Source organism: Solitalea agri, from assembly GCF_023914155.1.
Taxonomy (GTDB): Bacteria; Bacteroidota; Bacteroidia; order Sphingobacteriales; family Sphingobacteriaceae; genus Solitalea; species Solitalea agri.
Genome location: NZ_JAMWYS010000053.1, coordinates 274,776 through 287,272, shown reverse-complemented (window position 1 = coordinate 287,272; position 12,497 = coordinate 274,776). Strand labels below are relative to the sequence as shown.

Genomic DNA, 12,497 nt, shown 5'->3' with positions numbered 1-12,497 from the left:
ATTTAGATTTACTCTTGATTATTTAGAATATTATTTTGGTTACAATAGGTAAAAAATAACATACAGGAATGTTATCCGAATAAAATCACTGGCAATAAATGATTTATCATATTTAGAGAATAGATCAACTTTCAAAGATAAAATAACTAGAGGTTGCTTTTAAAGAAGTCTCTTTTTTTTCTGCATTGCTAGTTTAAACAGCCCTAAAACAAAAAAACCTGCGACATCTTCGCAGGTTTTAATTTAATAAGATATATAACAGCCAGTTATACATTTTGTGGTAGAACCGAAAAACAGCCAGTAAATCTTGTTCTACCCGTACACTAGGTGGAGGGGATCCGGCTAGTGTGTTTTTTTATGTTTATTTAAAAAACTTCTATTTCAAAATCATCTTCTTCATCTTTTTATTCTTACTCCGATCTGAAGATGTTGGTGGTCATGAACTTAATTGCTATGCCAACGTTGGCGTAAAATTACTCTTAAATTTTTGAAAACAAAATTTTTCTATAATTTTATTGCGAAATCAATACACTTTAGAAGCTGATCTTTTTAAAAAACTTAGTTTAATTAACCCTTAGTGTATTTTTTACGCATTTTTACTCTCTGTAACTTTTTTAATTTTTTTTAAATTCTAAGCTTAATACTATTGAAAAAAGTCACTATTCACGATATTGCCAGAGAGCTGAACGTTACTTTTTCTACCGTTGCTCGTGCATTGAATGATCATCCGGCAATAAGTGTGGCTACCAAAGAAGCCGTTAGAGAAGTCGCAAAAAAACTAAACTACCAACAAAACAAAGTTGCTTCGTCATTGCGCTCAGGCCGATCGAATGTTATCGGAGTAATGGTACCTAACCTGGCTGCTAACTTCTTCAACTCAACAATTTTAGGGATTGAAAAAGTGATGAACGAAAACGGCTACAGCATTTTACTTTACCAATCGGGCGAATCGTTTTCACATGAAACAAAGGGCATTGAAACGTTTATGCAATCGCGGGTAGAGGGTATCTTCGCTTCGGTAGCTATGGAAACCACCGACTTTAGTCATTATGAAGACATCAAGAAAAATGACATTCCCCTCCTGCTGTTCGATCGTGCGGTTGAAGAGCTAGGCGTTCCTACTGTTCGTATCGACGATTATCGTGGAGGCTTTTTAGCTGCCGAACATTTAATTAAGCATAACTGCAAAAACATTGTACATATTTCAGCCAACCTCGATGTAAAAAGCTTCAGGGAGCGTTTACAAGGTTATAAAGATGCGTTGAATCACTATAACCTACCTATTAATGAAGACTTGATTTTTTACGGGAAACCATCCATTGAGCTTGGCCGACGCTGTATTGAACAGTTATATAACACTAATGAAGCATTTGACGGCGTATTTGCCTTTGAGGATTATACTGCTTTAGGGGTAATGCAACAATTAAAGTCACATGGAGTTAACGTACCCGAACAAGTTAAGGTAATCGGCTTTGCCAACGAAGCGTTTGGCGCTTACATCTCTCCTTCGTTGAGTACTATCGATCAACAAAGTGTGCTTATGGGAGAAGAAGTAGCTCGCTTATTTTTAAAATTGCATAAGAGCCAGAACTTTTACACCAGTATTCCCGAGCAAATTGTGCTGGAGCCACTGCTGGTTGAAAGAGAGTCTAGCGGATTGACGGTATTCATTAATCAGTCGCCAATATCCAGTACGCAGTAAACAGTACCCAGTCGGCTGTACTCAGTCGGCAGTATTCAATATTTAGTCGACTGCTGACTAGCGACCGCTGATGTTAAACAATTGCAGACTACAGACTGGAACTCCTAACTGTCGACTGCACACTGATTAATACCTGGGATCTTTAACAGTTGGCAGCTTGGCAAACTTCTCGATCTCAAGACTGGGAAACCCAAACTCTTCCACCACTTTTCCTAATATTAAATAACAACCTCCTCCCCTGAAAGGCATTTCGGGAGTGGTGTTCGGAAAGTGAGTGGTATCAAAAAAATCTCCATTCACATCGAAAAAGGTACCGAAATACATCATCTCGCCTTTTACAGTTTTCACAGGCTTATAGGCAACAAAGTTACCCACCATCTTTACCGTTCGGCCGACATGTTGTACTAAGTCTTTGGTAAAAACATCTCCCCGGTAGCGGGTTTGAAGCATTGTGAAATGATCCACACTCACCGGAAACCCAAGCAGTTCTATTTCATCAAAAGCATCTTCCAAAATCGAATGCTCTAATTCGGGCAGGTTATATTTTTTAGCCGGAGGATTAAACAACTTTACCTCCTCTTTTTTCACTTTCTGATGCCCCAAATAATTATACACTTCCCACAAAAGCTCCTTTTTGGTTTTACCGGTAAACCTGAAGGCATTCAGCCTGATTAATAATAATACCTGCTCGATGGTAATTTGAGTACGATGCACAAAATCTTCCAAATCGAGATATGGACCACCGGTTTGCCGTTCATTTATTATTGTTGATGAAAAGCTGCTTTCAAGATTGGCTATATGAATAAACCCCAAGTATACATCAGCGCCTTTGATACAGGTATAAAGATTACTTTCATTTACACAAGGATTTAGAATTACGCAACCAGCCTTTAGGGCCTCATGCACATACACCCATGTACGATAAAATCCACCGAAATTATTAATGACAGCCACCATAAATTCTTTGGGATAATAGGTTTTCAGGTATAAACTCTGAAAGCTTTCTACCGCATAAGAAGCCGAATGAGCTTTAGAAAAACTATAACCGGCAAATGACTCCACTTGCCGCCATACCTCATTGGTAATTGCTTCCGGCCTGTTAAGCTCTTTACTGCCTTCAAAAAAACGCTGTACAATACGCTCAAACTCCGCTTTTGAACGATACTTACCACTCATGGCCCTGCGCAACACATCAGCATCAGCCAGATTCAAACCCGCATAATGATGACACACTTTCAATACATCTTCCTGGTAAACCATTACACCATAGGTTTCTTCCAACTGCTCTTTCATCACAGGATGTAGGTATTCAATTTTTTCAGGATGATGATAACGTTGAATATACTGACGCATCATCCCTGATTTGGCCACTCCCGGCCGAATAATGGAACTCGCGGCTACCAAAGTCAGGTAATCATCACAATGCAGCTTTTTCAACAAACCACGCATAGCCGGACTTTCAATGTAAAAACAGCCAATGGAATCGCCGGTTTTAAGCTGTTGCCGTACCACCGGATCGTTTTTCAGTTTGGGAATGTCGTGGATATCAATGTTTATCCCCCTGTTTTGCCTGACAATATCAACGGCTTCTTTTATATGACCAATGCCCCGTTGACTAAGGATATCATACTTTTCAAAATTGATGGTTTCGGCCGCGTACATATCCCACTGCACAGTTGGCAAACCTTTTGGGGGCAAATCGAGCGCGGTATAATAAGTTAGCGGTTTCTCTGAGATAAGTACACCTCCTGCATGTATTGAGCGCTGATTGGGCATGTTATGCATCGCATCGGCCAAGCGTTTTATTTTTTTTGTGAGGTCATTCCGATTCCAAACTTTCTGCGGAAAATCCGCGAACTCATCAATTTCTTCTTTGGGCAAACCATAAACTTTACCCAGCTCACGTATAGAGGCACTTCGCTGAAAAGTCGACATGGTTCCCAATAACGCGGTATGCTCTTTTCCATATTTAGTAAAAAGATACTCATGCACCGCATCACGCTGATTCCAGGAATAGTCAATATCAAAATCAGGCGGAACTGAACGCTTGGGATTTAAAAACCGTTCGAAATATAGATCAAGGTCCAGTGGGTCAACGTCTGTAATTTGCATGCAATAAGCTACAATACTGTTAGCTCCCGAACCTCTGCCTACATGATAAAAACCCCTGCTCCGGGTATAACTGATCATATCATGCGTGATCAAAAAATACGCGGCAAACCCCTGATTATTGATAATTGTCAGCTCTTTTTCGATACGATCTTTGGCCTGTTGATTATTATTTCCATACCTATATTGCATGCCTTCGTAAGCGTGTTTTCTTAGCAGCTCCTTATCTTGATATGCACTTTCTGTAAACAGCTTCTTATTCTTTGATTCCTTAAGATCAAACTCCACCGCACATGAGTCCATTAGCTTTTTTGTATTTTCAAGAATAAACGGATACGCTTCAAACTGTTTTCTCAATTCATTCACCGGCAACATGTATTCGCCCTCCAAAGCCACATCCTCTTTCTGAAGTTTGCTGAATAATGTATTAAAGTCGATAGCCCGTAAATGTGCATGCAAAAATCGGCCTTGCTTGTTTTCAAAAGTAACAGGATGCAATACCACCAATTTATCGCGCAAATACTGAAGCGGTCGGCCAAACAACCTGTTCAACTCTGTTGATCGCACGCCAATAAATTCATTATCTTTTAATGAATGCTCAAGTTGACTGTTAAACGGATAAACGACATAGACATTGGCAAATTCATCAGGCTGATCGGGCAATGCTGTTTTGGAAAGATTATATCGGGTTAGAAACTCATTCAATTCCCTAAAACCTTCATTGTTTCGGGCAATTCCGATGTAAAGCAATTGCCCTTCACGCCTGAATTCTATCCCCACCAGTGGCTTAATGGCCGCTTCTGTACATTCTTTAACAAACTCCCAACTCCCTGTAGAATTATTGATATCGGTAAGCGTTAAACATTCGACATGGTTTGCTTTTGCCAATTCAATCAAGCGTTCGATGGCTAAAGTGCCATATCGCAAACTATACCAACTATGACAATTCAAGTACATGATTTATTGTTTAAGCACTCCTGCTATGGTAATAGCCTTTTCCCCAAACCGCCTTCTGATTTTATCCATGGCCTGATACAAATTATATTGCTCAACTGACTCTGTAAACAAATTGATCTGTTCAAACCCTGAAACCAAGTGTGAGAACCGCACTCCAATTAAACGAACGAGCATTCGTCGCGAGTAGAGTTTATTAAAAAGTTCACGGGTAACATCGATGAGGGGCCGGTCGAGCGCGGTATAAGGAATACGCACTTGCTTGGTTTCAGTATCAAAGTTTGAATAGCGTAGTTTAACGGTAACGCAGGAAGTCAATCGTTTTTCCTTGCGCAATTTAAAAGTAAGCTCCATCACCATGGCTTGCAGCAATTGATTGAGGTAATCAACATTGGTGGTGTCTTTGTCGAATGTAGTTTCTGTGCTAATCGATTTTCGTTCTTCATAGGGAATAACAGGCGTTTCGTCGACTCCATTTGCTTTTTGCCATATGGTGATGCCGTTTTCACCCAGTACCCGGTACATTTGCTCAGGAGCAATATGAGCCAGCGTATGAATTTTTTCGATACCCATACTGCGTAATAACTGATAAGTTTTACCGCCAACGCCTGGTATTTTTTTTATAGACAGCGGATTCAGAAATGAATTCACCGAAGGCAATTCCACATATTTTTCTCCGTTGGGCTTTGCCTCTCCTGTAGCCACTTTGGCCACCGTTTTATTTACTGACAATCCGAAGGAAATAGGCAAGCCGGTTTCTTTAATAATCAACTCGCGTAGTTCATGCGCCCAAACATTGCATCCAAAGAACTTATCCATTCCGGTAATATCGAGGTAATGTTCATCAATAGATGCTTTTTCAACCACCGGGGCTCTGCTGGTGATTATTTCGGTTACCTCGAGCGAGCGACGGGAGTATTCTTCCATATCTCCTTTCACGATAATCGCGTCAGGACATAACATTTTGGCCATACGCATTGGCATTGCCGAACTCACCCCAAACTTGCGCGCCTCATAACTGCATGAAGCCACTACTCCCCTATCAGACGTTCCGCCAATTAGTACCGGTTTTCCTATCAGTTTACTGTTTCGCAACTGCTCAACCGATACGAAAAACGAATCGAGGTCTAAATGCACAATATTCCTGATCATAAATATTTCTTGTCTTTGATAAATTTTTTATCAATATTTGCTAAATAAATTAGTAATAAAAATTGAAAATATCAAATGATCTATGTGGGTTCAAACATCAAATGGCTGAGAAAGAGGGTAAAAAAAAGCCAAACTGAATTAGCTGAGCAATTAAATGTTTCGCGAGCCGTTATTAATAGCTATGAGCACAACATTGCCAAGCCACCACTTGAGTTGCTGGTAACAGTTGCTGACTATTTCGGACTTAGCACCGACACCTTATTGCGAACAAATTTGGCGACCTATCATGAGTTGCCGTTTAGAGAGTTATTGGAAGCTGAGAAAATTAAAAAGAAGATTACCTCATAGTTCAATGGAAATGACAGATCATTTAGCGGTGTTTACACCTGAGGCATTAGCAGCACTTAAATTAAACGGGTACAAAAGCATTCAAGAGCAGGCGCTTTTTATACCATGGTTCAATCAGATTGAAAATGGCAACCAAGCCATCTATTTATTGCAACCCTCATTTGAAGAAAACCTGAAAACTTCAATTATAGCTCATACCAGCTGGTACAGCAACAATGGCAAAGTATACCCAATTGAAAGTTTTGAATTGGAACAACTGGCAAAGGAAGCTGTGGAAGGGGTTTCTTACCAGGTAATTAAGGTAGATTTTTAAAATAATGAGAACAAAATGTTTATTTATCGGTTGTGGTGATACATTTACTTTAATTGATTAAATATATGATACGCACCATTGTAACACCAGACAATCAGGAGGTTTCAATACATGTACCCAAAAACTATATTGGCAAAAAAATAGAAATTATTGCTTTTGTAGTTGATGAAACTATTGAAGAGTCTGCAATAACAGATATTCCTGTTACTCATGTCGCAAGCGAAAAAGTTTTGGCCAAAGATTGGTTAATTGCTGAAGAGGAAAAAGCATGGGAAAGTTTATAAGAGGAGAAGTTGTTGTTTTGCCCTTTCCATTTTCCGATTTATCAAACTCCAAACGCTGCCCAGCTTTGGTTTTGGCAGACCTGCCAGGGGATGACATTATTTTATGCCAGATAACATCTCAACATTCTGACGATTCATTCTCACTAACTTTAACCCAAACTGATTTTATTAGTGGTTCGCTACCATTTGATTCATACATACGACCAAACCGTATTTTTACCGCAGATAAAAATATCATTATCAGAAAAGCCGGCATGATTTCAAACGTGAAAATGCAAAATGTAATAAGCATTATTCATGATATAATTAAGTAATCAGTTTAAACTCAAGCCAAGTCTAGAATACCATTCTTTGCCCCCTACCTTCTTCCTTACGCATATTATTTTCAACATAATAACACTGACTTTACTAAAAATTAATTTTTATTTATACTTTAATACGCTGAATGTAACATTGTTTATTTGAATGAGTTCCAAACAAACTAGAATTAAGAAAAATTGGAGTTTGCTTGTAGAGGGAGAAAGACAGGGTCTTTATGAGTGTTTCGATATATTTCACGACGACTTATATCGTTTTGGCTTGTCGCTTTATAAAGATCAGGAGCTCATTAAAGAAAGTATTCAGAATTTATTTATTGAGTTATGGCAAATGCGCGATAAACTCTCTGAAGTAACCAACATCCAGCAATACATTTTTACCATTTACAAACGCATTATCTATAAAGCCTACAATGATAAATTCAGGCAAAATTGCGACCCCTCAATCTCCATAGAAAACATTGACGAACGCCTGCTTGTCCAAAATTCATACGAAACGATCTTAGTGAACAACCAAACGAATGAGCATAAGAAACAGAAACTTTTACAGGCCTTAGAGAAACTATCACCGCGTCAAAAGCAAATTATCCAGCTTCGTTATTTCGAAGGAGTTTCTTTTCAGGAAATTGCCCAGATCACTTCCCTTTCTGAACGAACCGTTTATAACACGCTTCACAACGCCATTAAAACATTACGTGAAACGCTTGTTTCATCAATCATGATTTTATTCAGAATACAATTACCCTAATTCCTCAACAGACTCTTCTGATCAACACATTGCTCTTTCAGATATAAAATCCGATAGTAAAGAATTCAGGATTTGAAATCACGAACAGCAAAAAGTTTTGACATGACAAGTGCAGTAATTAATTATATCAATAACCAGGAAGAACATCATTCAAAAAAATCATTCAAGGAAGAATATATCGAAATGTTAGAGAAATATAAGATTGATTATGATGCAAAATATCTATTTGAATGGATTAAATAATTTCGCTCCTACGGAGCTTTCAGGATTCTATTCAATTTAAACTTTAGCTATTAATATTAAACTCCTACGGAGTTACTTTTATCTAAGAGATTGTAAACAAAAAAGAGTGTTGTCGCTATATTCTTTTTTTGAATAGACATCGATCGTCCAAAACCACTTAAAAACTCACATTAAGCATTAAAGATTAATCACATATAAATACATTTAACGCTTTTCAAATAAAAAATGCCGGACCACGTAAACGATACTCTCTAAGTAAAGCTTACGCTGCCGGCACATTAACAACTAACCCTTTTGTTAACTGAAGGCCACAACATGGCGTTTCAATTAAACAATGGCTTATTAATAAATCGAGGTTATTTTAATGTTTTATGTATAGTTACCATTAACGAGTTATTCGCTGTGGCATCATAATCTCCTCCCCATAAATACGCCCCTTTAAACCCTTGACTCTTGATAAACTCGGTCTTTTTGTCAATCAAAGGACCTCCGTTATAATAAATCCCAAATGCAACATCAATAAACTCCTTGGTATAAGCAGTTGGATCTTGCCTTACAATTTCTTTGAAAGGTGTGTAACCGTAAGAACCCCAGCTTTCGTTATTGCCATTTGCGTCAATTGCATTGTACAGTAAACCAAAAGCCGGTATTCCAATCACAATTTTACTGGCTGGCAGGTGGAAATTCTTCCAGATATTGGCGCATGAAACCATGTAATCATAGCTCGATGCTTGCCCTCGTGGTGCACCCGGACCAACGGTCAAACCATCTTCAAAGGCATGCACATTCACCCAACTAGCAGCTGAAAGATCAGGATAGCTCCAATGTTGCCAACCAGCCGCAACCGTTACCGTAATAATTGCAGTCGCAGGCAGTTCAGCGCGCAAAGCGTTTAAGAACTTAGCGGTAGCAGCAAGGTTTCCATCCACATCCACTCCATTTATATCCGTCATCATAATATCAACGCCATCCATACGCTTATTGGTCACATAATTTTTAATTGCTGTAACCAATGCAGGCATTTTGGCGGCATCGGTAATTACCGAGCCAAAATCATTGCTTCCGTATAAGGCCCAGCCATCAATGCCCGATAAACGTCCACTCACTCCCAATAACACCGGAACACCATTAATGTGGGCACGGGCAACAATTTCATCAGCGGTTTGATTCACCTCCCCGTTTGAAACATCCAACGTACCTTCAGGTAGTACACGAGCACATTTAAAGGCCAAATGAGTTATAGCATCCCAATTTACATCAGCAGCCTTGCCATTTTCAGACAAGTACGACATTGCAATATTCGTATATGGCTTGAAGGTGTAATTAGTTGGATTTACCAATACTTTCGAAGTACGACTGGTTGTATCGCCATTAGGAGTTGTCACCTTCAATACAATGGTGTACTCCCCACCTTCAGTAGGTGTGAATGTATAGGCTGTATCTGTAGAAACCTGTTCGTCATTCACCAACCAACTAACATTTATGTCACTTGCCGGAGAGTAGGTAATTCCGTTGTAAATAGCTGATTCACCTTCGGAAATAATGCGGGAAGGTGTTCTGAATACCCCTTTATTATCAAAGATGCGAGGGTAAATAGGTTCATCATCCACCCCTTTGTATTCCTTATCGCAACCGCTTACCAGGGCAAACAGCAAAACAGGAATTAGAAAATATAAAAGTCTTTTCATTTCAAGTAAATTTTAAGAGTAATCACTTGTTACTTAAATTATTATGCAAATCAACCACCTCATTAATGGCTTTCAACAATGATTTTGAATCGTTAGCATCTTGCAGCAACTGCCAGATCATTACCCCCCCCAATTGTTTTTCAAAGGCAAGTGTAACCTTACTTTTAATGGTTGGGATTCCATTGTAATACACCGTTCCTTTAGCTGGTACATCCACTTGGTCTGCGTTTTCAGATCCAGGATAAGTTGAGACAATGTCTTTATAGGTCATGTAATCGGGCAAATCAGTTCCAAAGCAGTAACCATAAAATGGAAGTCCTAAACTGATTTTTTCGGCGGGAACTTTACGAGTCACATTCCACAACTGAATATCATCCACGGCCATTGAGTAAGGAGCATGCTGCCCTGGGTTCGCTTTATTCCAAGGGCCCGTTTTATCATACGACATTACATTAATAAAATCGAATCGGGCAAGTGCTTTATCGGAAATGTTGTAATGATTCCATGATGCTACCGCAGCAGTAAGTAACTTATTATTGGCTTTTACACGAGCATCAAGCGCAAGGATAAAAGCTTCATAATTACTGTCGATAAAATCGCCTTCAAGGTCAACATCAATACCGTCGAAATTATGCTTAACGGCTAAGTCAACCAGTTTTTCAATAAATGCAGCCCGCTTATCTTCCTTAACCAGATCTTTCAAATGCGCAGGAGGATCTCCTCCACCGAAAGAAAACAACACTTTCACATTGCTTACATGCGCTCTAGCAATTACCTGATCCAAATCGGCACTAACAGTTAAATTACCATTAGCATCAGGGTTGATAAATGCAATGTTCAGATGAGTAATCTTGCTGAAATCAACACTCGCTGATTCTTGTGAAAGGCCGCCGGAATTGAATAAATAGCCGACAATTCTGAATTTATTTTCAGGATCCTTTACCGGTGGCTGCGGATTGGCCTCTGATTTTTTACAGCTTGCCAAAACGCTTAACACCCCAAAAAGACAGACAATTAACTTACTTACTTTCATTTCAAAATCATTATTGCTTGTCCCACCAAACATTTTTCAACCAACTGTCGGAACCGCCCAAAGCCTGAACAGCCTTATTATAGTTAGTTGCATTTTGCTCTTGCTCGGTAAGTGGATATTCAAATCGACGAGGTATCGCTGTTTCTTCCGAATCAGGGTTATGTGCAGGTGTTAACACCGGATAGCCTGATCGTCTCCAGTTAGCATAGGCCTCCGGACCGTTCATTAACAAAGCGATCCATAACTGTGTGTTGATCTGCTCGAGCTCTCTGCCCGGAACAAAACCATTTCCCTGAACGAATGTATTGATCTCACTTGCTGGAATAACAGGACCACCGGGATACAGGCTTAACTGACTCATAGCAGCTGCAATACCTTTTTTGTAATGCGATTCGGCATCTCCACCCCAGTTAACACTAAAACGTTTGGCAGCATCAGCCAGTAAAAACTCAACTTCGGCATACGTTAAATGCAGAAAAGGTGCATTATTCCTGATCATACTGATATCCAGCTGAGCTTTTTGCTCATTATTGGTAAGCGTTACCGTACCACGACCAGGAACTTCAATATCAATCCCGCTCATCCAGTCGTCCCAGATATAACTTCCTTTGGCCACACCCTGGTAACCGATTTTAGCTACCACCTGTTCGGTAACATCAGTTCTGTCAAAAGGCTTATAAGGAATATCGAGATAGTATTTAACCAGGTATTTTAAACGAGGATCGTTCGTATTGCGCAGTTTTTCAATAAATGTATTACAAACACGAGGAATAACTTCTGACTGATTGAAAGCCACAGAAACGCCATTACCACGATAATCAACATAATCGTTTTGCACGTTCTCATGCTTTAGCATACAGATGTCGGCATTGCTGGTAAACAAACCGGCATTGAATGCTGCTTCGGCCTCCGCTTTTGCTTTTGTTGGATTTATTTTCACCAGGCGCATGGCCAGGCGCAAATGCAACGAGTTGGCAAATTTTTTCCAGGCACCAATATTTCCATTGTAAAATAAATCGCCCGACACAGGATCCTTAGAAACATCTAACTGAGTCGAGGCTTCCGAAAGCTCTTTAAAGAAATCGTCATAAATCTGCTCCTGAGCAGTATATTCAGGTCTTACAATTCCTTCTGAATAGGCTTTACCAGCCTGAAAATATGGAATATCGCCATATAGGTCGGTCATACGAGCAAACTCGTACACCTTCATAATACGACATACCGCGTTCAGGTTGCTTTGCGTAGGATCGTTTTTGGTCCGTTCAACCGCGTCAACAATATTCAACACATCATTTCCATAGGTAAAATCCCAAAGCGAGGTTAAATAGGGCTTACTCTTTATATACATTTGCCCATAACGATTTAACCAAATACCACCTATTTGCTGAACTAGCGGCATGGTCATTACACCGGCCAATTTTTCATTTACTTCTAAATCGCCTGAAAAACGAACCTGCACCAAGGTCAGTTGCTTCGAGGCATCGAGATTGGCTGATTTGGTAGGATCGGTATTCAGATCTCCAAAATCGTTACAGGAAGTCGACAGCAACGACAAGAGTGCTATCATAAACAGTTTTCCTTTATATCGTTTCATTTTATTGTTATT

At 39.5% G+C, this 12,497-nt stretch carries 12 protein-coding genes; 7 read left to right on the top strand and 5 right to left on the bottom strand.

Annotated elements, in window-relative coordinates; genetic code table 11:
* The first annotated feature begins 646 nt into the window (after positions 1–646).
* Positions 647–1,702: a LacI family DNA-binding transcriptional regulator gene (locus tag NF867_RS15705; protein ID WP_252589334.1), complete on the top strand. Its 1,056-nt coding sequence runs from the start codon at positions 647–649 to the stop codon at positions 1,700–1,702.
* A gap of 126 nt (positions 1,703–1,828) precedes the next feature.
* Here the strand turns inward: NF867_RS15705 and NF867_RS15700 are convergent, their stop codons facing one another.
* Together NF867_RS15700 and dinB are read right to left on the bottom strand one after the other, a co-directional pair.
* Complete coding sequence (locus tag NF867_RS15700; RefSeq protein ID WP_252589333.1) at positions 1,829–4,768, bottom strand: DNA polymerase III subunit alpha; 2,940 nt, start codon at positions 4,766–4,768, stop codon at positions 1,829–1,831.
* Positions 4,769–4,771: 3 nt separating this feature from the next.
* The gene (gene dinB / locus NF867_RS15695) at positions 4,772–5,917 is read right to left on the bottom strand and encodes a DNA polymerase IV (RefSeq protein WP_252589332.1); all 1,146 of its coding nucleotides are present in this window, start codon (positions 5,915–5,917) and stop codon (positions 4,772–4,774) included.
* A gap of 84 nt (positions 5,918–6,001) precedes the next feature.
* Between dinB and NF867_RS15690 the strand changes: the two genes are divergently transcribed.
* The 6 genes from NF867_RS15690 (at position 6,002) to NF867_RS15665 (ending at position 8,170) form a co-directional block, all read left to right on the top strand.
* Positions 6,002–6,265 carry a helix-turn-helix domain-containing protein gene (locus NF867_RS15690; RefSeq protein ID WP_252589331.1) on the top strand — a complete coding sequence of 88 codons (264 nt, stop codon included), beginning with the start codon at positions 6,002–6,004 and terminating at the stop codon, positions 6,263–6,265.
* A gap of 10 nt (positions 6,266–6,275) precedes the next feature.
* Positions 6,276–6,578, top strand: coding sequence for a hypothetical protein (locus tag NF867_RS15685; RefSeq protein ID WP_252589330.1), 303 nt, complete (start codon positions 6,276–6,278; stop codon positions 6,576–6,578).
* 65 nt (positions 6,579–6,643) lie between these two features.
* A complete protein-coding gene (locus NF867_RS15680) occupies positions 6,644–6,862 on the top strand; it encodes a hypothetical protein (protein ID WP_252589329.1) in 219 nt (72 codons plus the stop codon).
* A complete protein-coding gene (locus NF867_RS15675) occupies positions 6,847–7,176 on the top strand; it encodes a type II toxin-antitoxin system PemK/MazF family toxin (RefSeq protein WP_252589328.1) in 330 nt (109 codons plus the stop codon). The genes NF867_RS15680 and NF867_RS15675 overlap by 16 nt, the downstream gene beginning before the upstream one ends.
* A gap of 151 nt (positions 7,177–7,327) precedes the next feature.
* Positions 7,328–7,927 carry an RNA polymerase sigma factor gene (locus tag NF867_RS15670; RefSeq protein WP_252589327.1) on the top strand — a complete coding sequence of 200 codons (600 nt, stop codon included), beginning with the start codon at positions 7,328–7,330 and terminating at the stop codon, positions 7,925–7,927.
* Positions 7,928–8,029: 102 nt separating this feature from the next.
* Positions 8,030–8,170: a hypothetical protein gene (locus tag NF867_RS15665; protein WP_252589326.1), complete on the top strand. Its 141-nt coding sequence runs from the start codon at positions 8,030–8,032 to the stop codon at positions 8,168–8,170.
* 356 nt (positions 8,171–8,526) lie between these two features.
* Here NF867_RS15665 and NF867_RS15660 read toward each other — a convergent pair whose 3' ends face one another.
* From NF867_RS15660 to NF867_RS15650, 3 genes are read right to left on the bottom strand one after another with little or no spacing between them, the layout of a single operon-like run.
* Positions 8,527–9,858 carry a glycosyl hydrolase family 18 protein gene (locus NF867_RS15660; RefSeq protein WP_252589325.1) on the bottom strand — a complete coding sequence of 444 codons (1,332 nt, stop codon included), beginning with the start codon at positions 9,856–9,858 and terminating at the stop codon, positions 8,527–8,529.
* A gap of 22 nt (positions 9,859–9,880) precedes the next feature.
* On the bottom strand, positions 9,881–10,891 hold the full coding sequence (locus NF867_RS15655; protein ID WP_252589324.1) for a glycosyl hydrolase family 18 protein: 1,011 nt from the start codon (positions 10,889–10,891) through the stop codon (positions 9,881–9,883).
* Positions 10,892–10,901: 10 nt separating this feature from the next.
* Entirely contained in the window at positions 10,902–12,485 is a 1,584-nt protein-coding gene (locus NF867_RS15650; RefSeq protein WP_252589323.1) for a SusD/RagB family nutrient-binding outer membrane lipoprotein, read from the bottom strand.
* Positions 12,486–12,497 lie beyond the last annotated feature (12 nt).

Coding starts and splice junctions, on each gene's coding strand:
- NF867_RS15685 (WP_252589330.1), top strand. CDS start 6,276: ATGACAGATCATTTAGCGGTGTTTACACCTGAGGCATTAGCAGCACTT.
- NF867_RS15665 (WP_252589326.1), top strand. CDS start 8,030: ATGACAAGTGCAGTAATTAATTATATCAATAACCAGGAAGAACATCAT.
- dinB (WP_252589332.1), bottom strand. CDS start 5,917: ATGATCAGGAATATTGTGCATTTAGACCTCGATTCGTTTTTCGTATCG.
- NF867_RS15700 (WP_252589333.1), bottom strand. CDS start 4,768: ATGTACTTGAATTGTCATAGTTGGTATAGTTTGCGATATGGCACTTTA.
- NF867_RS15670 (WP_252589327.1), top strand. CDS start 7,328: ATGAGTTCCAAACAAACTAGAATTAAGAAAAATTGGAGTTTGCTTGTA.
- NF867_RS15660 (WP_252589325.1), bottom strand. CDS start 9,858: ATGAAAAGACTTTTATATTTTCTAATTCCTGTTTTGCTGTTTGCCCTG.
- NF867_RS15675 (WP_252589328.1), top strand. CDS start 6,847: ATGGGAAAGTTTATAAGAGGAGAAGTTGTTGTTTTGCCCTTTCCATTT.
- NF867_RS15655 (WP_252589324.1), bottom strand. CDS start 10,891: ATGAAAGTAAGTAAGTTAATTGTCTGTCTTTTTGGGGTGTTAAGCGTT.
- NF867_RS15650 (WP_252589323.1), bottom strand. CDS start 12,485: ATGAAACGATATAAAGGAAAACTGTTTATGATAGCACTCTTGTCGTTG.
- NF867_RS15680 (WP_252589329.1), top strand. CDS start 6,644: ATGATACGCACCATTGTAACACCAGACAATCAGGAGGTTTCAATACAT.